This is a genomic window from Neobacillus sp. SuZ13, assembly GCF_030123365.1.
Taxonomy (GTDB): Bacteria; Bacillota; Bacilli; order Bacillales; family Cytobacillaceae; genus Neobacillus.
In genome coordinates, this window is sequence record NZ_CP126107.1 from 5,197,501 (window position 1) to 5,220,684 (window position 23,184).

General features: G+C 41.4%; 23 protein-coding genes, 2 rRNA genes and 1 riboswitch (1 of these 26 only partly in view). Of the genes, 9 read left to right on the forward strand and 16 right to left on the reverse strand.

Annotated elements, in window-relative coordinates:
• Both QNH17_RS25615 and QNH17_RS25620 read right to left on the reverse strand, forming a co-directional pair.
• A 23S ribosomal RNA gene (locus tag QNH17_RS25615) occupies positions 1–555 on the reverse strand; it reaches 2,380 nt to the left of the window's first position.
• Positions 556–759: 204 nt separating this feature from the next.
• Positions 760–2,297 (reverse strand): 16S ribosomal RNA (locus QNH17_RS25620).
• The 16S and 23S rRNA genes sit together here, the layout of an rRNA operon.
• 411 nt (positions 2,298–2,708) lie before the next feature.
• On the opposite strand from QNH17_RS25620, the gene QNH17_RS25625 reads away from it, so the two are divergent.
• Complete coding sequence (locus tag QNH17_RS25625) at positions 2,709–3,326, forward strand: LysE family translocator (protein ID WP_283875961.1); 618 nt, start codon at positions 2,709–2,711, stop codon at positions 3,324–3,326.
• Positions 3,327–4,026: 700 nt separating this feature from the next.
• Here the strand turns inward: QNH17_RS25625 and QNH17_RS25630 are convergent.
• On the reverse strand, positions 4,027–4,167 hold the full coding sequence (locus tag QNH17_RS25630; RefSeq protein ID WP_283875962.1) for a hypothetical protein: 141 nt from the start codon (positions 4,165–4,167) through the stop codon (positions 4,027–4,029).
• Between the two features lie 159 nt (positions 4,168–4,326).
• On the opposite strand from QNH17_RS25630, the gene QNH17_RS25635 reads away from it, so the two are divergent.
• On the forward strand, positions 4,327–4,494 hold the full coding sequence (locus tag QNH17_RS25635; protein ID WP_283875964.1) for an acyltransferase: 168 nt from the start codon (positions 4,327–4,329) through the stop codon (positions 4,492–4,494).
• Positions 4,495–4,557: 63 nt separating this feature from the next.
• Here the strand turns inward: QNH17_RS25635 and QNH17_RS25640 are convergent, their stop codons facing one another.
• On the reverse strand, positions 4,558–4,989 hold the full coding sequence (locus QNH17_RS25640) for an SRPBCC family protein (RefSeq protein WP_283875965.1): 432 nt from the start codon (positions 4,987–4,989) through the stop codon (positions 4,558–4,560).
• Between the two features lie 126 nt (positions 4,990–5,115).
• Entirely contained in the window at positions 5,116–5,280 is a 165-nt protein-coding gene (locus tag QNH17_RS25645) for a hypothetical protein (protein WP_186328706.1), read from the reverse strand.
• Positions 5,281–5,329: 49 nt separating this feature from the next.
• Positions 5,330–5,415, reverse strand: a riboswitch (cyclic di-GMP riboswitch).
• A 239-nt stretch (positions 5,416–5,654) separates the two neighbouring features.
• Between QNH17_RS25645 and QNH17_RS25650 the strand changes: the two genes are divergently transcribed.
• A complete protein-coding gene (locus tag QNH17_RS25650) occupies positions 5,655–6,407 on the forward strand; it encodes a M15 family metallopeptidase (protein WP_283875966.1) in 753 nt (250 codons plus the stop codon).
• 69 nt (positions 6,408–6,476) lie between these two features.
• On the opposite strand, the gene QNH17_RS25655 is transcribed toward QNH17_RS25650, so the two are convergent.
• Both QNH17_RS25655 and QNH17_RS25660 read right to left on the reverse strand, forming a co-directional pair.
• Positions 6,477–7,655, reverse strand: a complete 1,179-nt coding sequence (locus QNH17_RS25655) for a toxic anion resistance protein (RefSeq protein WP_283879600.1) — start codon at positions 7,653–7,655, stop codon at positions 6,477–6,479.
• Positions 7,652–8,308: a 5-bromo-4-chloroindolyl phosphate hydrolysis family protein gene (locus tag QNH17_RS25660; protein WP_283875967.1), complete on the reverse strand. Its 657-nt coding sequence runs from the start codon at positions 8,306–8,308 to the stop codon at positions 7,652–7,654. The genes QNH17_RS25655 and QNH17_RS25660 overlap by 4 nt, the downstream gene beginning before the upstream one ends.
• 294 nt (positions 8,309–8,602) lie before the next feature.
• Between QNH17_RS25660 and QNH17_RS25665 the strand changes: the two genes are divergently transcribed.
• Positions 8,603–9,169: a hypothetical protein gene (locus tag QNH17_RS25665; RefSeq protein WP_283875968.1), complete on the forward strand. Its 567-nt coding sequence runs from the start codon at positions 8,603–8,605 to the stop codon at positions 9,167–9,169.
• A gap of 98 nt (positions 9,170–9,267) precedes the next feature.
• On the opposite strand, the gene gloA2 is transcribed toward QNH17_RS25665, so the two are convergent.
• Together gloA2 and wecB are read right to left on the reverse strand one after the other, a co-directional pair.
• Positions 9,268–9,654 (reverse strand): SMU1112c/YaeR family gloxylase I-like metalloprotein, encoded by a 387-nt coding sequence (gloA2, locus tag QNH17_RS25670; RefSeq protein WP_283875969.1) that lies wholly within the window; start codon positions 9,652–9,654, stop codon positions 9,268–9,270.
• 137 nt (positions 9,655–9,791) lie between these two features.
• Positions 9,792–10,934: a non-hydrolyzing UDP-N-acetylglucosamine 2-epimerase gene (gene wecB / locus QNH17_RS25675; protein WP_283875971.1), complete on the reverse strand. Its 1,143-nt coding sequence runs from the start codon at positions 10,932–10,934 to the stop codon at positions 9,792–9,794.
• A gap of 214 nt (positions 10,935–11,148) precedes the next feature.
• Here wecB and QNH17_RS25680 point away from each other — a divergent pair, with 214 nt between their 5' ends.
• Positions 11,149–12,501, forward strand: a complete 1,353-nt coding sequence (locus QNH17_RS25680) for a S1C family serine protease (RefSeq protein WP_283875972.1) — start codon at positions 11,149–11,151, stop codon at positions 12,499–12,501.
• Between the two features lie 116 nt (positions 12,502–12,617).
• Entirely contained in the window at positions 12,618–13,433 is an 816-nt protein-coding gene (gene zupT / locus QNH17_RS25685; protein WP_283875974.1) for a zinc transporter ZupT, read from the forward strand.
• Between the two features lie 82 nt (positions 13,434–13,515).
• Here zupT and rbsK read toward each other — a convergent pair whose 3' ends face one another.
• The 6 genes from rbsK to QNH17_RS25715 form a co-directional block, all read right to left on the reverse strand.
• Entirely contained in the window at positions 13,516–14,442 is a 927-nt protein-coding gene (rbsK, locus tag QNH17_RS25690; protein WP_283875975.1) for a ribokinase, read from the reverse strand.
• A gap of 83 nt (positions 14,443–14,525) precedes the next feature.
• Positions 14,526–15,485, reverse strand: coding sequence for a substrate-binding domain-containing protein (locus QNH17_RS25695; protein WP_283875977.1), 960 nt, complete (start codon positions 15,483–15,485; stop codon positions 14,526–14,528).
• A gap of 18 nt (positions 15,486–15,503) precedes the next feature.
• Positions 15,504–16,487: an ABC transporter permease gene (locus QNH17_RS25700; protein ID WP_283875979.1), complete on the reverse strand. Its 984-nt coding sequence runs from the start codon at positions 16,485–16,487 to the stop codon at positions 15,504–15,506.
• Complete coding sequence (locus QNH17_RS25705; protein WP_283875980.1) at positions 16,480–17,976, reverse strand: sugar ABC transporter ATP-binding protein; 1,497 nt, start codon at positions 17,974–17,976, stop codon at positions 16,480–16,482. The genes QNH17_RS25700 and QNH17_RS25705 overlap by 8 nt, the downstream gene beginning before the upstream one ends.
• Before the next feature lie 32 nt (positions 17,977–18,008).
• Positions 18,009–18,407 carry a D-ribose pyranase gene (gene rbsD, locus QNH17_RS25710; protein ID WP_283875981.1) on the reverse strand — a complete coding sequence of 133 codons (399 nt, stop codon included), beginning with the start codon at positions 18,405–18,407 and terminating at the stop codon, positions 18,009–18,011.
• A gap of 36 nt (positions 18,408–18,443) precedes the next feature.
• Positions 18,444–19,454, reverse strand: a complete 1,011-nt coding sequence (locus QNH17_RS25715) for a LacI family DNA-binding transcriptional regulator (RefSeq protein ID WP_283875982.1) — start codon at positions 19,452–19,454, stop codon at positions 18,444–18,446.
• Between the two features lie 470 nt (positions 19,455–19,924).
• On the opposite strand from QNH17_RS25715, the gene QNH17_RS25720 reads away from it, so the two are divergent.
• The gene (locus QNH17_RS25720; RefSeq protein WP_283875983.1) at positions 19,925–20,485 is read left to right on the forward strand and encodes a glycerol-3-phosphate acyltransferase; all 561 of its coding nucleotides are present in this window, start codon (positions 19,925–19,927) and stop codon (positions 20,483–20,485) included.
• Between the two features lie 978 nt (positions 20,486–21,463).
• Positions 21,464–21,733: a hypothetical protein gene (locus QNH17_RS25725; RefSeq protein ID WP_283875984.1), complete on the forward strand. Its 270-nt coding sequence runs from the start codon at positions 21,464–21,466 to the stop codon at positions 21,731–21,733.
• A gap of 78 nt (positions 21,734–21,811) precedes the next feature.
• Here QNH17_RS25725 and QNH17_RS25730 read toward each other — a convergent pair whose 3' ends face one another.
• Complete coding sequence (locus tag QNH17_RS25730; protein ID WP_283875985.1) at positions 21,812–22,255, reverse strand: ferritin-like domain-containing protein; 444 nt, start codon at positions 22,253–22,255, stop codon at positions 21,812–21,814.
• A gap of 377 nt (positions 22,256–22,632) precedes the next feature.
• Between QNH17_RS25730 and QNH17_RS25735 the strand changes: the two genes are divergently transcribed.
• The gene (locus QNH17_RS25735) at positions 22,633–23,079 is read left to right on the forward strand and encodes a DUF6376 family protein (protein WP_283875987.1); all 447 of its coding nucleotides are present in this window, start codon (positions 22,633–22,635) and stop codon (positions 23,077–23,079) included.
• The last annotated feature ends 105 nt before the right edge of the window (positions 23,080–23,184 follow it).

Consider the following 23,184-nt stretch of genomic DNA (forward strand, 5'->3'; position numbering starts at 1 on the left):
GAACTATTTCACTCCCCTTCCGGGGTGCTTTTCACCTTTCCCTCACGGTACTGGTTCACTATCGGTCACTAGGGAGTATTTAGCCTTGGGAGATGGTCCTCCCTGCTTCCGACCGGATTTCACGTGTCCGGCCGTACTCAGGATCCACTCAGGAGGGAACGAAGTTTCGACTACAGGGTTTTTACCTTCTCTGACGGACCTTTCCAGGTCGCTTCATCTACCCCGTTCCTTTGTAACTCCATGTTGAGTGTCCTACAACCCCAAGAGGCAAGCCTCTTGGTTTGGGCTATGTCCCGTTTCGCTCGCCGCTACTCAGGGAATCGCGTTTGCTTTCTCTTCCTCCGGGTACTTAGATGTTTCAGTTCCCCGGGTATGCCTTCTATACCCTATGTATTCAGGTAAAGATACTGTTCCATTACGAACAGTGGGTTCCCCCATTCGGAAATCTCCGGATCAAAGCTTACTTACAGCTCCCCGAAGCATATCGGTGTTAGTCCCGTCCTTCATCGGCTCCTAGTGCCAAGGCATTCACCGTGCGCCCTTTCTAACTTAACCTAAAAGGTTTATAACTCTTACTAAATAAGAGAGAAAAACTAAAATGGCGATTACTCGATGTTTACTTTGCTTCTTCATTACGATTATCTAGTTTTCAAAGAACGATTAAAAAAAGCTTTGAGAGAATTGCTCCCTCAAAACTAAACAAACAAAGATCGTGTACAAACTGTTTTGTCTGGCTCACAGGTCCAGCTTTATCCTTAGAAAGGAGGTGATCCAGCCGCACCTTCCGATACGGCTACCTTGTTACGACTTCACCCCAATCATCTGTCCCACCTTAGGCGGCTGGCTCCTTACGGTTACCCCACCGACTTCGGGTGTTACAAACTCTCGTGGTGTGACGGGCGGTGTGTACAAGGCCCGGGAACGTATTCACCGCGGCATGCTGATCCGCGATTACTAGCGATTCCGGCTTCATGCAGGCGAGTTGCAGCCTGCAATCCGAACTGAGAATGGTTTTATGGGATTGGCTAAACCTCGCGGTCTTGCAGCCCTTTGTACCATCCATTGTAGCACGTGTGTAGCCCAGGTCATAAGGGGCATGATGATTTGACGTCATCCCCACCTTCCTCCGGTTTGTCACCGGCAGTCACCTTAGAGTGCCCAACTGAATGCTGGCAACTAAGATCAAGGGTTGCGCTCGTTGCGGGACTTAACCCAACATCTCACGACACGAGCTGACGACAACCATGCACCACCTGTCACTCTGTCCCCCGAAGGGGAAAGTCCTATCTCTAGGAGTGTCAGAGGATGTCAAGACCTGGTAAGGTTCTTCGCGTTGCTTCGAATTAAACCACATGCTCCACCGCTTGTGCGGGCCCCCGTCAATTCCTTTGAGTTTCAGCCTTGCGGCCGTACTCCCCAGGCGGAGTGCTTAATGCGTTAGCTGCAGCACTAAAGGGCGGAAACCCTCTAACACTTAGCACTCATCGTTTACGGCGTGGACTACCAGGGTATCTAATCCTGTTTGCTCCCCACGCTTTCGCGCCTCAGCGTCAGTTACAGACCAGAAAGCCGCCTTCGCCACTGGTGTTCCTCCACATCTCTACGCATTTCACCGCTACACGTGGAATTCCGCTTTCCTCTTCTGCACTCAAGTCCCCCAGTTTCCAATGACCCTCCACGGTTGAGCCGTGGGCTTTCACATCAGACTTAAAGGACCGCCTGCGCGCGCTTTACGCCCAATAATTCCGGACAACGCTTGCCACCTACGTATTACCGCGGCTGCTGGCACGTAGTTAGCCGTGGCTTTCTGGTTAGGTACCGTCAAGGTACCGGCAGTTACTCCGGTACTTGTTCTTCCCTAACAACAGAGCTTTACGACCCGAAGGCCTTCATCGCTCACGCGGCGTTGCTCCATCAGACTTTCGTCCATTGTGGAAGATTCCCTACTGCTGCCTCCCGTAGGAGTCTGGGCCGTGTCTCAGTCCCAGTGTGGCCGATCACCCTCTCAGGTCGGCTACGCATCGTCGCCTTGGTGAGCCGTTACCTCACCAACTAGCTAATGCGCCGCGGGCCCATCTGTAAGTGTCAGCCGAAACCGACTTTCAGCTTTTCCTCATGAGAGGAAAAGGATTATCCGGTATTAGCACCGGTTTCCCGGTGTTATCCCAGTCTTACAGGCAGGTTGCCCACGTGTTACTCACCCGTCCGCCGCTAGACTCCGAAGAGTCTCGCTCGACTTGCATGTATTAGGCACGCCGCCAGCGTTCGTCCTGAGCCAGGATCAAACTCTCCAAGAAAGTTGATTAGCTCATAAAGTTACGTTGGCTTAGTTTCTTAAAAGAAACTAAAATTTATTGTTTGTTTGCACGATTTTGTTTGTTTAGTTTTCAAAGAACAATACGATAAGACAACTTTTATATCTTATCACTTTTTAATAGTGATGTCAATGATTTTTTAATGCTTTTTTTTAAAAAGATTAATAGTTTCGATGACAACTTTTATACTTTAACATTTTCTAAACGATGTTGTCAACAACTTCTTTGAAATATTTAGTGTCCCGCTGACAACTTTTATATCTTATCACCTCCCAGATAATTAGGCAACAAAAATTTTCCCCAATTTTAAACTTACTTCTATTGGGGATAAATTATCTTTTATATATTATGATAGAATGAGATAAACTTTAAGCATTTAAAGGGGTGTGAAAATTGCTTTCTTTTATATTAGTAGTAATCGTATTATTTCTCATTCCAGGTCCAGCGGTTTTACTTACCATATCTCAAACGGCTCAAGGCGGAAGAAAAACAGGTATCATCACAGGCATCGGGATTGCTGTAGGCGACCTGATTCATACGGTTGCTGCCGTACTCGGACTTTCAGCCATTTTGATGACTTCGGCTCTTGCATTTGAAATCGTAAAATATTTAGGTGCGGCATATTTAATCTTTTTAGGAATTAAGGCGCTCCTTGAAAAGTCCAAGAAACAAGAGCAGCCTGTCGTGAAAAAAAGCTCTTCTGTCACTTCGTTTCGTCAGGCTTTATTAATTGAATTACTCAATCCGAAAACAGCTCTTTTCTTCTTAGCCTTCTTACCGCAGTTCGTTCACAACAATGGGACCCCAGTTGTCATTCAGTTGCTTACTCTAGGGCTAACTTTCGTGTTAATGAGCATCTTGTACACTACCCTTCTTGCATTCCTAACAAGTTCCTTAGGAGAAAGATTTTTCGCAAACAAAAATGGCAAACTCGCACGATGGCAAGGGAAAGTTGTCGGATCAATCTATATTGGCCTTGGCCTGCAGCTCGTACTTCAAAATCAAAAATAAACGGCATATTAAAAGCGATACCATCGAAGTATCGCTTTTAATATTGCTCAAGTTTTTTGAACAGCCCATGCCCTGCTTGGTTTGAGGTTTGCTTCGATGATGCAGTGGTCACCGCAGTTGGTTATGCCGATGTCTAGGCCGATTAAACGGGAACTTTGATAGTATTCACCTAATTCGTATGCTGATCCCCACTACGTGGGACCGCATCATAAATATATTTTACTACTCTTTAAATCCAGCCTTTTTGTTTGGCGATGCCGGCGGCTTCGGTTCGGTTTTTGTGTCTAATTTGTAGTAAGCATTGTCACCAATATGAGGAGACAAATGTCATCTTTATCAGGAAATTTTGATGATAGCGAAGAATTAATAGAGAAAGTTTTTGAGGACCGCAAAAGGTGTTTGTAGCCAAATGGGAGAAATTTGCAGATATTAACAACGTTATCAACATTAATACTGATTATATCCACATGATTTTCAGAAATATCCACAATTTTTCAAATTTTATACACAGATAATGTGAATAAATTTTGAATTTTTCCAATATATTAATCAATGGATGAAATTATCCACAAAACCCACAGTTTTATCCACAAAATTAACAAGTTTACCCACAATTCGTATTAATATATCCACATTATTGATGAATATTATCCACTTTCCACATTACAAATGGCCTAGCGAGATGGCTAGGCCATTGTCATTATCTATTCGAGTCTTCTGCCGGGTTTTCACTGTCATATCGATCCACAATTTCCTTTATCTCGCCCGTGTCGCCTTTTGCATTAATAATTTCAAAAATTTCATTTAAGCCTTCACTAGTATTATCTTCATTCTGCTTCATCACGGCACCCCCTTTTTTTATAGGATGCCCGATGTTGATTGAAACTATTTCTGGAAGAATTATGTCGAAAACAATCTGGTCAAGGCTGACAGGATTCTTCTTTTTTCCGGGTGGTTATTTGCTATCTTAGAAGAAAATCATCATTTGGAGGGCAATCTCATGTATTTTGAGTGCTTGTTAGATGCCATATTGGTGGAACGACAAATTTTCCATATTATCGATTGCTCCATTTGCGGGTTTGAAGAAATATATTATGAATGCCCAACTGCCAATCAACTGATTGGACGAGCCTGCTCAAATTGTAATTTTGTTCAAAGATTTGAGTAAAAGAGGCGCGAATCAACGGAATTGTTCTAATTAAAGGGCTTGGATTTGACCAAGCTCCTTCCATCATTTTACGATGGCCCCTCTTAATTGGTTAATGCCAAACTCCAAATATCCCTTTAAACAGGTCAGCATAAAAACCCAGCCTTCTTTATTATCGAGCAGATTACTCATTAACTCGTCATCATCTTCTCTAAATCCTTCTTCGGTGATTTCTATGATGGTGCTCGAAGAATCCAATTCTTCAAGTAAAATCGTTACAATATTTCCTTGTCCATCTGTACCCCAGCGGTACACAATTTTCTTGTTGGGCAATACCTCGATGACTTCGATAACTACTTCGGCATTATATTCCTCATATCTAAGTGTAACGGTCTGGCCCTGTTCCCATCTTGCAGCTGATGAGAACCAGAAATTCTTGATTTTTGCAGGATCCACAAAAGCTTCAAACACTTCATTCGCTGGTTTCATGATTTTAAATTTTGTCAGATTGTACATTTAGATAATCCCCTCTCAGTCATTAACGTTTCTACCTGTAATGGTTGTCCTATGGAAATATTTTATACGTTAATACGTAAAAAAAGCCGGTATTAATATACTGGCTTTCTTCAAATACGGTTTCGCTTACATTTTTAAAGAAAATTCAACCGCTTTACTATTATGATAACTGGCTCTTACTTTTAACTTTGCTCTTAATTCCTCATCCAGACAGTCTTGCTTTAAAAGTTCATTGTGGCGGTGCTGGATTAAATGATAGTAATATCTGCCTTTTATAAACATTTTCAACACAAAAAATCCCCCTCACTAGTGATTAACATAAATCGCAGGAGTGATCGTGTTCGGTAACTGGCAAGCATCGTTCTTAAAACCTTAGCCCCTGTAGTTTTGCGTCACCACTTTTCAATGGCTTTGCCGTTTCGTACGATTTATGTGTTTATTTAGAATATAAGCAACTAATTTATAAAATAAAAGTGCCTTTGGACCCACTATCTATCAACAGTTGGTAAGTTATACTTCTTTTTTGTTTGCAAATAAATGCTAGATTAGCCGGTTAATGCATCTTAAAATTCTCACTCCGTATAGGATCCCTATGGAACAGAGCGGAAAAGACGTTTTAAAATCTATGTTCCTGTCCATGATGTTACTGGGGTGAATTTTTAATTATGATTAAGATACGGTTTATTTTTTTATTTCTAGTTGTGTTTACACTCTTATTAGCAGGCTGCACAGGGAAATTGCACTTTTTTCAGAATGAAGGGAACTTGTCGCAGAATAGTTCTCCTCGTGCTGAAGTTCAACAACAGGATAAGGATACTAGCAGCCAATCGATTTCCTCGCAAGAAGTTATACCTGTTCTTGTGAATAAGAGCAATAAACTGCCAGATCAATATCAGCCAAGCGATTTAATTTATCCTGATATCCCCTTTATGTTTAATCAAAAATCAGAAAAGCGGCAAATGAGAGCTGATGCAGGTGCAGCGATTGAAAGATTATTTGCAGGCGCTAAACAACAGGGCGTGAATCTATTAGGGGTGTCGGCCTACAGGTCCCATGCTTCCCAAGCAGCTTTGTTTAACTACTATGTGAACCAAGATGGATACGAGGCAGCAAGAAAATATAGTGCCATACCTGGAACGAGTGAACATGAAACCGGCCTTGCGATTGATGTAACGGGTGGTGATGGTAAATGTGCCGCTGAGGACTGCTTTGCAGGAACTGAGGAGGCGGTTTGGCTCGAGGATCATGCCGCGGATTACGGCTTTATCATCCGCTACCCAAAAGGCAAAGATGAGATCACCGGCTATCAATACGAACCATGGCATCTGCGCTACGTCGGCAAAGAAATCGCCAAAGAAATCATGGAACGCGGCATCACGCTTGAAGAATACGTGGATGCAACCGTTGTGAATAATTGAATGACTTTGGTGCCTGACACCATAAAAGGCCCTCGCTGCACTTAATTGGTTGCATCGAGGGCCTATTTTTTATTTCCCTTTAATCTCTAGTAGTTTTAATCGAAGATCGTTTTCCATTGATGCCAGTTCCTGCTCGGCTAGGCGGCGCTTATGGCGGCCTTCCTCTTGGATTCGCATCGTTTCTTCGAGAGTTGTGATCAGGCTTTCCTGTGTTTTCTTTAAGGTTTCAATATCAACGATGCCACGCTCGTTTTCTTTCGCCGTCTCGATGGTATTGGTTTTTAGCATTTCTGCATTTTTCAACAGCAGCTCATTGGTTGTTTTCGAAACTTGCTTTTGCGCCTCGACGGCATGACGCTGGCGAATCAAAGTTAAGGCAATCGCGACTTGATTTTTCCATAATGGAATCGCCGTCATAATTGAAGATTGAATTTTTTCCACAAGCGCCTGATTCGTATTTTGAATCAAACGAATCTGAGGTGCGCTTTGAATCGTAATTTCTCGGCTTAATTTCAAATCATGCAGACGTTTATCCAACCGATCGGCAAATTGAATCATATCGTTAACTTCTTGGAACTTCATTTGATCATTGGTCTGTTCCGCTGCTTTTTTCAGCTGAGGAATCGTCTTTTCCTGCATTTCCTCCAGCTTAATCTCCCCAGCGGCAATATAGACATTCAGGGCATGGAAGTAATCTTTATTCGTCTCATACAACTGTTCGAGCAATTTAATATCGGACATCAGGACATTTTTGCTGCGGTCCAGTTTTACACTGATTCGGTCAATTTGGGCGCCTGTTTTTTGATATTTGGAGAGTACTTCTTGAACCGAGCTTGAAATTTTTCCAAACATACGAGCAAATAAGGATGGCTTCCCATCCTTCAAATCATCGGGATTCACTTCATCCAACCGCTTCATTAAATCACTAATGATCTGCCCGATTTCACCCACATCCTGTTTCTGCACATGTTCAAGCATGGTATGTGAGAATGACAGCAGCTTTCCTTGGGCCTGGGTACCATATTGAATCATCGACTGATGATTTGTCGGATCGATTTGCTCAGCAATCTGATAAGCTTTGGCCCGATGTTCTTCCGGGATTACATCAATTAATTTAACAGGTTTCGCATCGCTTGTTTGCTGAACTGGATTTTTGGCTAACTCTAGGTTCTCGCCAAAAGGATCAGCAAGGATATCATCTAATAAATTACCAGTTTTATTTGGTTGATTCGGGTTGTTTTCGTTCATTTTAGCCACCTATTTTCTTCCGGGAATTTAGCGTCCTTTTCCTTATTGAGAGTATGCTTCGCGACGTCAATTTCAAAATTCAAGTGATCGATATCATCGGAAATCACCTTGTATAAATCCTCTTCCACTACCCTTGTTAGTTCATCTAGAGTATGGCGGGTTTCAATGAGAGATTGGCCCATCTCCATGTTCTTTTTCGGCTGGGAAGATAAGAAGCTGTATTTTTCGGTAAGTTCAACAATGGAGTCCAAATGGGAAAAATAAAATTGCTCCGCTTGGTAAAATCGCTTCGGTTCTTTGGTTGTCATCTTGTGTATTTTTTTTGTAATTCTAAGGAGATCAATTCTTTGTTTGACAGATGAAATATCGCGAATTGAGAAAAGATTTTTATTCAAGCGATTGATTTTCTGTTTGGCTTCCATAAGGTTCTTCCTTATGTACCGATATTCTTTTCTGGATATCTGATGCTTTTTTAAAAAGCGGGTGTTCATCACAATGCCGAGAATGAAATGGGTGAGAAACCCTGCGGTTAATGCGATTCCCGTTGCTCCCCAAAAGGTTTGGTCAAAAGGGAAATAGCTGATTAGCCACGTTAAGAAAGTTATTGGGACGGCTGCAGATGAGCGGATAAGAAACGACAAAACCGGGTTCATATTTGATCGACTCCTGACTTAAGACATCTTTATATTCCTACGATTGAAAGCAATGGAATGTTTCATTTCCCTCCAAAATATATGTCAAAAAGAAAATTATTTCCATTTACTACTTCCACAATACATGAAAAAACTCCTCCTCGCCATAGACCTCAAACGGAAAGAATTCTAGGACTTGAGACGTATTTTTCATACGTGTGGGTGCGGTAGCCTCGATTATGTGGGCTTGTGCCCAAGAGTAGGTTAGTAAGATGCATAGGATAGATAGGATAGTGAGGAGAGAGGAGAAGAAATATGTATAATCCTTATTATATGCCGCTTGAGTATCAAAATAGTGTAGTAAATCAGCTGAATCTGCAAAGACAATATCATGGTGGCGGGATGCAGCATAATCATGGCGGGCACCATCATCATGGCGGTCAGCAGCACAATAACGGTGTGCAACATTACCATGGTGGACAGCACCACAACCATGGCGGACATGGCGGACATTCAGGATTTAATCTTGGATCATTAGGTTCAAGCCTTCTCGGGCTTGGATTAGGGTATTTAGGTGGGGCGGGGCTGGCAAATGCAACTAATCCAGGAGGTTATGGATTGGGCGGTGGTTATGGCGGCTTCCCTGGATACGGTGGATTCGGAGGATACCCTGGAGGACCTAGTCAAGGTTATAATCTATATGGTCCCGGGCTTGGCGGAGGCTATCCGACTGGCAGCAGCCCGGGTTACCCAGGAGTTGGACCTCATATGAACAAGTACGGCCAGCCTTTCCAACCAGCTCCTAGTTTAAGCGGCTATGGAACATGGTCTCCAAGCGAATATGGCCTGCCAAGTCCAAGGCAGGGATTGGGTAGTTTTTAGTTTTTGCACAAAACACCACTCATTTTACATCTAAAAAAAGAGCAAGATCACGGGTCCTGCTCTTTTGGCATTTAATTTGGGTACTGAATTAGGTAAAACTACCGTTCATACAGTTCAATCGGCAGTCCATCTGGGTCTGCGAAGAAGGTAAATTTCTTGTTTGTTACTGGGTCAACACGAACGTCTTCAACATTCACTTGATGATTGGTCATAAATTGAACCGCCTCTACGATATCATCTACTTCAAAAGCAAGATGCCTCAAACCAGCGGCTTCAGGATAGCTTGGCCGTTCAGCTGGGGTCGGGAACGAAAACAATTCAATTTGATATTGACCATTCACTGCTAAATCAAGCTTATAGGAATCTCGTTCCTCCCGATATACCTCATTTATGGGAGTGAGCCCAAGAATTCGCACATAAAAATCCTTTGATTTTTCATAATCCGAACAAATGACCGCCACATGATGAATCTTATTTAACTTCATCTAACCATATCCCCTTAATCAATCATTCTCAAACAACCACCGCTTGTCCAGAGACAAGTGGTTCCATTTAAACTTAACATGTCCCCCTCCAAACGGACAACACATCAAAGTGTCCACGGATGGTGCCTGACACCACTCTATTCTCCTAAGTCCGATGGCCGTTCTTCTTTTTTGAAGTGGTGGAGGATGGCTTTAACGATGCGTTCAGAAGCGTAGCCATCTCCGTAAGGATTGGAAGCGTGAGCCATCTTGTCATGGGCGGCTCGGTCTGAAAGCAGCTCATCTGCAAGATCAAATATCGTTTCCTCATCTGTTCCAGCAAGTTTAAGTGTGCCCGCTTCAATTCCTTCAGGGCGCTCGGTGGTATCACGCAACACTAGCACCGGTACACCTAAGGATGGCGCCTCTTCCTGGACACCGCCAGAGTCCGTTAAAATCAAATAGGCTCTTGAGGCAAAGTTATGAAAATCGATCACATCAAGAGGTTCGATAAGATGAATCCTTTCATGTTCGCCCAGCACACGATTGGCAATCTCGCGAACGACAGGATTCATATGAACTGGATACACCACCTGAACATCCTCATGCTTTTCAACCAATCGTCGAATCGCACGGAACATGTTTTCCATTGGCTCCCCTGTGTTTTCCCTGCGATGGGCCGTCATGAGAATTAATCGATCACTCCCAAGGCGGTCTAAAACAGGATGTGAATAATTTCCCCTTACTGTTGTTTTTAGCGCATCGATGGCCGTATTTCCAGTGATATAAATGGATTCTTCCCGCTTATTTTCCAACAAAAGGTTTTGCTTCGATTGGGAGGTTGGCGAAAAGTGAAGATCCGCCAACACTCCCGTCAACTGACGGTTCATTTCCTCCGGGTACGGGGAATATTTATTATGAGTCCGGAGTCCAGCTTCAACGTGTCCGATCGGAATCGAATGATAAAAAGCAGCTAAGCTCGCGACAAAGGTGGTCGTCGTATCACCATGGACCAGGACAATATCTGGCTTAACGTCGGCAAGAACTTGATTGAGCCCTTCTAAACTCCGGGTTGTTACTTCTAGCAACGTTTGTCGTTCCTTCATTATATTTAAATCATAATCAGGAGTAATTTCAAAAATTTGCAACACCTGATCAAGCATCTCCCGGTGCTGCGCGGTAACCGTAACAATCGGCTTAATGTGATCAGGGTATTTCCCTAATTCTTTTACTAAGGGAGCCATTTTTATCGCTTCCGGTCTCGTTCCAAATACAGTCATTACCTTCAATTGATTCTCCATAGCGGCCTCCAACGATCTCTTCCATCCAATATAATTTTCATTCACTAACATGATACCAAAGATTGCTCAATTATGAAAAAATCATATTCCTTCACTTCCAATGTCATCTTGATATTTTCTAAATATTCCTTTGTACAATATTACTTTTCTTGTCAGGGCGAATATATTGCATAGTATATTTTGAAAAATATCCAACCTAGGAGTGAATAATATTTTGAAAAAAAGGGCCCTTATTACCATACCTATCACCTTGCTGCTTATTGCGGTCATGGTGGCTTCCATTTTCCTAATGAATCTCAAACCAGCAGCCGGGAAAATTGCTCAAGCCCAAAAACTTGCTGAATACTCGAAGCCAGCAGTGGTTCGAATTCTCGACTATGCTGTTGTACAATGGCAGTTTAATAATCCGTATGATCCAGAAGTCATTGCCATATTAGAACAGCTAAATAACCAATCTATCGTAGGCGGCTCAGGTTCAGGGGCCATTATCAGCTCTAACGGCTATATCGTCACAAATGCACATGTGGTGGAAGCGACTCAACAGGAAGATGAGGAAATTGCCAATGCCGCATTTGAACAACTAGTAACGATCATCGCAGACTATTTTAAGGTAGAATATGATACAGCCTATAATTACATGGTCCAATACACGCAATACTCTGGAATTCAAAAAGTAATCAAAGTAATTTTACCCGGCGGAGATGTCCTTGATGGCGAAGTGAAAAGCTACGGGGCTCCTATTAATGAAGGAAAAGACGTCGCGGTTCTAAAAATTGAAGGAAAAAACTTACCGACTTTACCGCTTGGAGATTCAGATAATATCCAGAACCAAGATAATATTTGGGTCAGCGGATATCCAGCCGCTGCTGATTCGGATCTATTATCTCCTGATTCATCGTTAGTTTCTTCAATGAATGCTGGTCAAATTTCAGCAACTTCTAAAAAGACAGACCAAGGAAGCCCGGTCATTCAAATTAATGCTGCAGCTACCCATGGGAATAGCGGTGGACCTGTCATCAATGAAAACGGTGAAATCATTGGGTTGCTCACCTTTAGGGGGGACACAGTCAATGGCCAAGAAGTTCAAGGGTTTAACTTTGCCGTTCCTGTTAATACCGTCAAAGAATTTGTAAACCAAGCTGGGGCGAAAAATGCGAAGAGCGAAACGGATAAGCTTTATCAAGAAGGACTTAATCTATACTGGGGCGGCTACTATAAGCATGCGTTAGAAAAATTTGAGGCGGTTCAGCGGATTTACCCAAATCATTCTGAAATCAAACAATATATCGCAAACGCTGAGAAAAGGATGGGCAACAGTAAGACACTCTGGTCGGATTACGCCACAATCTTCTATATAGTGGACGGTGTTTCTGGCGTTCTCATCATCATTCTTCTGTTGTTTACGTTTGCTTTTAGACCGAAGCAGCCAGCAGTTGCTCTGGCACCGCCGAAAGCAGAGCCAGAAAATACACTAACCGACCTTAACAACGATGGAAAAATCGACGTTCAAGACATCCTCCTTGCCCTCCAAGAGGCACAGAAAAAGCAGAAAAAAGACGAGGAATAATGTGGTACCTGACACCAATATAATATATTGAGATAAAACCGATAGAACAAGGGGATGTAGCGGAAACTACGTCCCCTTTCTATCATACGGATTCAGTTCATGAAGGAGTGATCACAATGACTGAAAATTTGGTATTAGCCTTTGGATTAACATTGTTTGCAGGGCTGGCCACAGGAATTGGCAGCATTCTTGCCTTCTTTACCTCACATACCAATACTAAATTTTTATCCGTAACTCTCGGATTCTCTGCAGGTGTCATGATCTATGTATCAATGGTTGAAATTTTTGTAAAGGCCAAGGTAGCTCTTGTTGATTCCTTGGGCATTGGATTAGGAAACTGGTTAACGGTTGGTGGATTTTTTGCTGGGATGGTGTTAATTGCTAGCATTGATAAATTTATTCCTAAGCAAAGCAACCCCCATGAACTAAAGAAAGTTGAGGACATGACAACGGGAGGAAGTACGAGTACAGGGGAAAAGCCCGATTTATTAAAAATGGGTACATTTACAGCTCTTGCGATCGGAATTCATAACTTTCCGGAAGGGATTGCCACCTTCACTTCGGCGTTGCAAGACCCTACACTTGGGATAGCCATTGCCGTCGCGATTGCGATTCACAATATACCAGAAGGCATCGCCGTCTCCGTACCTGTCTACTTTGCGACTGGTGATAAGAAGCGGGCTTTTAAACTATCATTCTTGTCTGGTTTATCTGAACCGGTTGGGGCGTTAGCCGCCTACCTCTTTTTAATGCCGTTTCTCAACGAAATCATGTTTGGGATTATTTTTGCAGCAGTGGCGGGGATCATGGTCTTCATCTCCCTCGACGAATTACTGCCTGCCGCAAAAAGATATGACGAAGCACATCTATCAATCTACGGATTAATTGGCGGGATGGCAGTAATGGCCCTCAGTCTGTTATTATTCATATGAGAGTCTAAAGTCTGTTGGTGGTGTTTTTGGTGTCAGGCACCATGTGTATTTTTCACATGGTACCTGATACCGTAACTCCTCTTTATTTTAGAGTTTTAGCCAGCAATGCTTCTACTTCATGCTTATATGGCATGGCCGGTGCTGTGCCTATTTTTGTGACGGATACGGCAGCAACAGCGTTAGCAAATTCCATGGCATTTTTAACCGAATAACCATTGCTAATCGCATGGGCAAAGCCACCGTTAAAGGCATCTCCTGCTCCCGTTGTATCGACCGCTTCAACCGTAAAACTCGGAATCAGTTCCCCTTTTTCTCCTCCGGTGTAAAGGAATGCTCCCTTGCTGCCCAAGGTTATGATAACTGATTTAACTCCCAGTCCATGAATTATTTGTGCGGCTGATAGTGCCGTACTTTCATCTCGTACTTCAATCCCTGTCAACTCAAAGGCCTCAGTTTCATTTGGAGTGATGTAAGCAACATCCCGCAGAATTTCCCTAGGAAACTCTTGATATGGGGCTGGATTTAAAATGATTGGTACGCCATGATTCCTAGCTAATTTCACTGTTGTCACAATTGCTTCAATGCTTGTTTCTAATTGGATCAACACAATATCTGCTTCCTTTATTTTTTCTTCTGCTTCTACTACCTCTTCTTCCGTTATTGTTCCACATGCCCCCAGAGCAACCACGATACTATTTTCGCCCTTTTCATCTACTTCAATTAAAGCAGCCCCTGTAGCCTGATTCGGATCGACTTTAATATATTCCGTATTCACATTTTCTTTCGTAAAGTGCTTCAATGCTTCTCTTCCAAATACATCATCACCCAATTTGGTTAAAAACGTCACTTCAGAACCGCTCCGAGCAGCAGCAGTTGCCTGGTTTCCACCTTTCCCGCCAGGCCCCATTTGAAATGGCCCGCCAAGAACTGTTTCCCCCGGTTTCGGAAGATGAGGAGTACGACTCATTAAATCAACAACATAACTCCCGACAACAACAACTTTTGACATATAATTCCCCGCCTCTACTATATTTTTGAAGAATATAAAAGTAAAAACGCAATACGATTGCGTTTTTACCTTATAAACTATGATTATTTCGTTTTAACTTCATTCACGTTTTCTTTTGTAACAAGTGTAGAATCAAGAATGACTTCTTTTTCAACATTTTCTTTCTTAGAAATTTTTTGAGCAGTAATCACTGCTTCTTTTCCAAGGAAGAACGGCGGCTCAGCAATTGTTGCTTCTAATTTACCAGCTTTTATGGCTTCAATCGATGGGTCAATGGCATCACAGCCAATTAACGTGATTTCATCTAAACGGCCTGCCGCTTCAATTGCAGCTAATGCGCCAAGTGCCATTTCATCATTTGCTGCGTATACTCCATCAATCTTAGGGTTTGCTTGAAGAATATCTTCCATTACTTTCATCGCTTCACCGCGGTCAAAGTTTGCTGCTTGTCTAGCTACAACTTTAAAGCCAGAATTAGCATCCATAATTTCATTAAAGCCTTTGCTTCTTAACTGTCCTACGTTTGTTCCTAAGATTCCTTGTATCTCAACGATGTTCCCTTTACCTCCAAGTGCATCCTTTAAGAAAGTACCTGCAATATTACCAGACTTAAGTGCATCAAAACCGATATGAGTGATTACTTCTCCACCATTAGAAGAACGGTCGATTGTAAAAACAGGGATATCTGCATCGTTTGCTTTTTTAACTGCTTGGACAATCGCGTCACTATCCGTTGGGTCAATGACTAACACATTGATATTTTGTTGTAAAAGATTTTCTACGTCAGATAGTTGTTTACCAGGGTCGTTTTGCGCATCTGTTATAACGAGCTCAACCTTATCTTCTTTGGCTTGTGCTTCTGCTCCTTCTTTCACTGCAACAAAGAAAGGATTGTTTAACGTATTCATGGATAAACCAACTTTTAGCTTACCGTTATCCTTTGCTTTTGAATCTGGTTTCGTGCTAGACGCTTCATCCATACTACATCCAACAAGACCAATAATGACCATAAACATTGCCAACAATGAAATAATTTTTTTCATCGTAAAACCCCCAATTTCTTATTTTTTAATTTTTGAAAACTTACTATCAACTAATACAGCAACTAATATAACGAGACCTTTAGCAATACTTTGGTAAAAGGGAGACACGTTCATCAAATTCAAAATATTATCAAGAACGCCCATAATCAAAGCACCAATCAGCGTTCCGGTAACTGCTCCTTTTCCTCCTGCCAAACTTGTCCCACCAATAATAACTGCTGCGATAGCATCTAACTCAATTCCATTTCCCGCAGTTGGCTGTGCTGACATTAATCGTGAGGTGTAAATAATAGCGGATAGGGCTGAAAGCAAACCAGCAATTCCGAAGACAGCTATTTTAATAGCCTTAACGTTAATCCCTGCCAGAATAGCCGTTTCTTCATTGCCACCGATGGCATAAATGTAACGGCCAAAGCTGGTGTATTTTAACATCCAATACATAATTCCAAAGATGACAAACATGAGAATGATGGGGACTGGGATACCAAAAATCCGTCCACTTCCAATAAAACGGTAAGCTTCATTACTAACAACCAGCGGATATCCCTTTGTATAAACCAAGGTCATTCCGCGTGCAATAACCATAATTGCCAATGTGACAATGAAAGAAGGAATTCCAAATCTTGCTACAAAGAAACCATTACAAAGACCAAATAATAGACCAACTCCAAGAGCGGCCAGTAATGCAAGTGGAAGCGGCCAGCCAGCGGTTAAGGCACCAGCTAAAATCGCACCAGAAAAAGCCATTACAGCACCAACGGAAAGGTCAATTCCCGCAATTAAAATAACAAGAGTCATTCCACTAGCGATAATCGCAATAATAGAAACCTGCCGAAGCACATTCATTACGTTACTCATCGTAAAAAAGACATCAGACAGAAATCCTGCAATTACACATAACACGATAAAAATTAATAGTACACGGTATTTTTCAATGAGGGAGAGCGAATTGAACTCCGCCTTTTTCTCCACTTGTTTTTGAACTGATGTTGTACTAGGCATTCATTACACCTCCGGATGCGTAATAAAAGATTTTTTCCTGCGTCGCTTCATTTTGGCTTAGCTCAGCGGTAATTCGACCTTCATTCATCACCAAGATGCGGTTACTTAATCCAAGCAATTCCGGCATTTCGGATGAAATCATAATAATCGAAATACCCTCATCTGTAAGCCTTTTCATAATTTGATAAATTTCGGCCTTTGCGCCAACATCAATACCCCTTGTTGGTTCATTCAAAATGAGCACCTTTGGATTCATTTGGAGCCATTTCCCAAGAACCACTTTCTGCTGGTTACCTCCGCTCAGGGTTCTTACCTCTACTTTTGGATCATGGACCTTTATTTTTAAATCGTTTACCCATCGGTTGACAATCTCGTCCTTCTTGCGTTTTTGCTGAATACCAAATCTGGAAATTTTCCGATAAGTGGGTAACAGTAAGTTTTCATAGACTGATAACCCAAGAACAAGACCTTCCTGCTTTCGATCATCTGTAACTAATGCAATTCCGGCATCAATCGCACCTCTAGGGCTGTTTACTAGTTTCGAATCAACCTTCACATACCCCGTCATATTCCTATACATCCCGAAGATCGCCTTCGAAAGTTCCGTTTTGCCGGACCCCATTAAACCAGCAATTCCGAGGATTTCACCTTTTTTCACGGTGAAATTAATGCCTTCAAGGATACCTGGCACCGAAACATCTTTCACTTCCAGGCAAAGTTGCTTAGATGGTTTACTTTTTTCAGGAAATAATTCCGTCAGCTCACGTCCAACCATCATTGTCACCATATCATCCTTTGTAACGTCCTTCACCAGAGCACTTCCAATATACTTTCCATCCCTTAAAACTGCGATCGAATCGGCAACCACTAGTACCTCTTCCAACCGGTGAGTAATAAAAATGACACCCATTCCCTGTTGCTTCAATTCTTTCATAATGGTTAAGAGCTTATTTGTTTCTTCATCATTTAAAGCTGCCGTCGGCTCATCCATAATGATAATTTTCGAATTAAACGACAGTGTTTTTGCAATTTCAACCAACTGTTGCTCGGCTACTGATAAATCGGCGATTAATGCGTCAGGGGAGATCTTAGTCAAACCAACCCGATCCAGCCACTTCCTTGTTTCCTGCTTAATTTGTTTGCGATCTAAGATACCTTTTGTTTTACGTGGCTCCCGCCCGATAAAGATATTTTCAGCAACACTCATATGCGGGATAAGGTTAAATTCTTGATAAATGATACTTATTCCAAGGCTTTGTGAATGCTTTGGCCCTTCGATTGTTACTTGATTTCCATTTATGTAGATTTTCCCATTGTTTGGCTGGTGAACACCAGCTAGCACCTTCATTAAAGTAGATTTTCCGGCACCATTTTCACCAAGCAAGGCAAGAACTTCAGACTGGTTTACGCGGATAGATACTTTATCAAGTGCCTTCACTCCAGGAAATTCCTTCGATATATCTTTCATTTCCAGCAATGCTGTACTCACTTGCCACTCCCCCTTTGAATGAGGTCAAATTATTAATAAACGACACCAGCGACTAAGATGACATTCGCATATCCGGTAAACTCACCTGTTCGAATTAATCCCCTTGCCTGTTTTGTTTGCTGCTTAAATTCCACATGTGGAACATATTCAATCGGAAGATTTGGGAATCTGCTAACGATTTGGTCATGCATCCCAGGACTGGCCGTTTTAACTTCTTCGGCTAAAATGACTTTTTCCACTTCCAGCTCGGTTAGTACCGCATCAAGCGTTTCTAAAAAACCTGGCAGGCCTTCTTTCAACGCTAAATCAATCCGATGGGTCACATTTTCAGGAATCGGTAAACCAGCATCTGTCACCACGACGTAGTCAGTATGACCAGTTTCAGAGATTAATTGATTTATTTTGGGATTTAATATACCACCCTTTTTCATAGTTTTCTTCCTCCTAAAATTGATAAATGTAAACGTTTAGATTTTATGACATGACTCGCGAATTTTTAATTCTGGTTTCAATAAATACTCCCTTTTAGGAAGGTTTTCTTTAAAATGAATACGTTCGTACACCAATTGAAAGGCAATTTCACCAATGGTCGTCATCGGACGTGAAACAACAGATAGTTTTGGTTTGATGAAGGTAGCTATTTCAACATCATCAAAACCGATAAAGGAGACTTCCTCCCCCAACTTCCAATCCAGCTCGGTTAGTGCTTTAACGCAGCCAATCGTCATCTGGTTATTCGATGAAAATATCGCAGTAGGTCTATTTTTTAAATAAAACAATTGCAACGCACCCTTATAGCCGCTGTTTTCCATAAAATCCCCCTGATAAACCAAACTGGGGTCAAAGGGAATATTATATTCCTCGAGCGCTTTCTTATAACCAAGGTAACGTTCCCGACCTGGCGTTGTGTTTTGTGGACCGCAAATAATTGCAATGCTCTCGTGTCCCTGCAAAATTAATTGGCGAACAGCCTGGTAGGCTCCATTGACATTATCAACCAAAACCGTATCCACTTCAAAATTCTTAATTGCCCGGTCAACCGCAACAATTGGGATTCCTTGATCTTGTAACAACTTGATATGGTCCCCTGTTTCATTTGCAGTTGTTATGATGACTCCATCTACCCCTCTTTCAATAAAGATTTTCACAATCTCTTCTTCAATAATTGGGGATTCGTTGGTACTGCTAAGTATAGTATAATATCCTTTTTCTCTTGCCTTCTGTTCAATTCCAGCAACTACGTGAGGAAAAAATGGGTTAGTAATATCAGGCACAATAATACCAATGGTGTTTGTTTCCTTTCTTTTCATGCTCCTCGCCACAGCACTACGGATATAACCAAGTTCACTGATAGCGCTTACAATCCGGTCTTCAGTTACCTTCCGAACTCCACCTTGGTTATTTATTACCCTTGATACAGTTGCTATTGAAACTTTTGCAAGCTTAGCTACATCCTCAATTGTTGGTTTGTACTCCATAATATGTAAACTCCTAAAATATAAAATCCCAAATGTAAACGTTTAGATTTTCTAAAACAACATCTCTTCTTTTAAAGAGTTTAGAAAGGTTTTCTATCTTTAATAAAAATGTAAACGTTTAGATTTTTATAAATTGATAATATCACCGCTTATGAATGTAGGCAAGAACGTTTTTTATAAAAATTTACAATTAATTTTGTATCTTTAAAATAGGATAATAATATGATAACAATTATTCACATAAACTACAGTTCCATTTTCCCTGCAAATATGGATTCTTTTACACTCAAGAAAGTAGAACTACTGTGTAATAGGCATTCTAGAAGTGATCACTTGAAAGTCGGGAGTTCATTTACTCATTAACGATATTTTAAAAAAGTAAATCCCTTCTAAAATTTCAAGGTGAAAAATTTTTCAATCGGATTAAGCTTTGGTGCCTGACACCAAAATTGTAATTGAAGGTGATACGGATGATTTGGTTGTATTTTGTTTTATCCTACTTAATTGGAAGCTTCATGTTTGGATTTCTTGTTACAAAAACATTGTTTCATAAGGATATCCGCCGTGAAGGGAGTGGAAATGTTGGGGCCAGGAATGCCGGCCGCCTACATGGGAAAAAGGCATTTGTGTTGATATTTCTAGGTGATGCTCTAAAAGGGGTTCTCGTTATATTGATCGCTCGCTATTTTGGTTTCTCTGCCCAGATTCAACTTGTTGGTTTAGGCTTGGCCATATTAGGACATTTGAAACCAATTACGTTGAACTTTAAGGGAGGGAAAGGGATCTCAACCTTTATTGGCGGGATCATCATGTTTGAACCGCTTCTTGTTTTCGTGATTGCCGGAGTATTTCTTGTCCTTTTTCCCTTTACTAAGAGTTTCACCTTTTCAGGCCTAGGGGCATTCCTTTTCATTCCCGTTTTTCTATTATTCTTAGATTATGATTGGATATGCTTTGCTGCAGCATTAGGAATCTTATTCTTCATTTTTCTGGCCCATTGGGAAAATATTAAGCTGAGACTAAGAAGGTAGAAATGTATGGATCTCACCGGTGGCTTAGATTGGCATATAACTGGTCCACAATGACCATTTAAGGAATACAAAAGCTTCTATAACTCTGTTTTTCAAATTGAACGGGCATCATACATTTCCTATGGTTACTGTTCACACTGTTTTTTTATTGAACGGGTATTATACACCTCCTATGGTTACCGTTCTCACTGTTTTTTTGACTGAACGGGCATCATACACCTCCTATGGTTACCGTTCTCACTGTTTTTTTGACTGAACGGGCATCATACACCTCCTATGGTTACCGTTCTCACTGTTTTTTTGCCGAACGGGCATCATACACCTCCTATGGTTACCGTTCTCACTGTTTTTTTGACTGAACGGGCATCATACACCTCCTATGGTTACCGTTCTCACTGTTTTTTTGACTGAACGGGCATCATACACCTCCTATGGTTACCGTTCTCACTGTTTTTTTGCCGAACGGGCATCATACACCTCCTATGGTTACCGTTCTCACTGTTTTTTTGACTGAACGGGCATCATACACCTCCTATGGTTACCGTTCTCACTGTTTTTTTGACTGAACGGGCATCATACACCTCCTTTGGTTACCGTTCACACTGTTTTTTTGCCTAAACGGGCATCATACGCCTCCTTTGGTTACCGTTCACACTGTTTTTTGCTCGAACGGGCATCATACGCCTCCTTTGGTTACCGTCCACACTGTTTTTTTAACTGAACGGGCATCATACACTTCCTATGGTTACCGTTCACACTGTTTTTTTGCTTGAACGGGCATCATACACCTCCTATGGTTTATACGATGGCGCCTTTGCTTAAACTCAATAGCAACCTGATATCCTAACCATAACTCTTAACAAAGCTCTTCCAACAGTACCTTAACTGTAAAGACTCTTAAAAAGATGTATAAAAAGACCTAGGATGTAATATTTATTTTGTGTGGCTTTATTTTTCTTACTTATTATTTGGGGGTGGATGTCTCTGAACGCGGTAAGAATAATTCAATGGCTGTTGGGTGGATTGCTTCTCATCTATGGGATTTATCTTATTTTTGGAGTACAGGAGTTCTTTGGAACCTTAGCTATAATTGCTGCCTTTTTTATCTTTCCGAGTATTAGAAAAGGACCAAAAAAATCTTATAGCAACGATTATCAAAATGATACAGACTACTCCGATAACAATGTCGATACCGATTCCAGCGGGGATTCTGGAGGAGATTCCGGTGGAGACAGCGGCGGGGATTAATGACCACTGATAAACACAAATAAAAATACCCTTGCCTTTAGAGACAAGGGTGAACTTTTGCCCGTTAACCATCTGGGTTTACTTATTTTTAGAATAATAGTACAAAAACCAGACTGCATGATTTTGCTCATCAGCGGCCGCCCTTCGAAATGCTTCTTTTATGGAAGGATCCGAAGCACCATCAGCAACTTCCAGGTAAAAATCCACCGTCATTTGCTCATCTTGTAAAGCAAACTCTAATCCTTCTAAGTAAACATCTGGACATTCTTCACTGAGCTTTGGTTGTTGTGGCTTTCTTCCGGTCAGCTGAGTATAAATCTGTTCAAATTGTTTATGGTGCTTTATTTCATCTTGGCGAATTTCAAGGATTTGACTTTTCTCCTTCTCATTGGTAGCTAATTTTGCTAATTTACTATAACAATGGATGGCATTGTACTCACCATTAATTGCTTTTTCAACTTCTCTAATCAGTTTATTATTTTGTCTATATAAAGCATCGTAATAATTCGTGTACGGATACATAGTAAAACCTCCCCGTTTTCTCTCAAAAATATCCTACGTGAAACGAGACTCTCGGGTGCCTACTATTGAGTACTTTTCCCTAAAAACATTATGAAAATATCAACAATGGTGCCTAACACCGTTTAGAATTTTATACTTTTAGAAAGAATGGATTAGGGGATGCTTCAAGAAGTATGTGGAACTTCTAACTTAACAAAGTTCCTATTATTTTTATTGATATTAACTTACTGAACTGCTTATGCATTAGCAACAAAACAAATTTTTATCCATATGATAATGATAGGATTTTTCATGGACGTGGATTCAATTAACATCACGTTCGGCCCCTTCATCAGCATATTTTGCTTCTCAAAAACTGATAAAACGGAGGTTTCTACATGAAAAAGAAGGTATTAGTATTCGCTGCTGCAATTTTATTTCTCCTGAGTGGTTGTTCTTTACTAAATGATGCAAAAGATACTCTCTCGTATGTGAATGATGCAACGGACTATCTAAATAAAGCGACAGCTTTTGCAAATGATGCTCCATCTGTTGCGCAACAAGCCGTAAGCGACCAGCAGGCCACCGCAGAACTAAAAAAGATGCTCCAGGAAATGAAACAAGAAATCAATACATTCAATAAACTCCAAGCACCAGAAATAGCAGCCGACTTACATCAGCAACTTGTTGACCAAAACAACAAATTAACAGCTGGCATAGATCTATATTTAAAAAATATCCAGAATGGATTACTCGACCCTTCTACCCTTGAAAACACAGAAATTTTTCAAAGTGTCCAAGAAATAAGCAACATCCTTGATCAAATAAAACAACTAGGTCAGTAATAGTTAATTCAAAACCTCAGTTCAAGTAATATCTTAAGGTGGTCACATTGAAAGGAACTTCTCGATGTGACCCATTTCATTTTATGCACTCTTCTCTATTTCTTC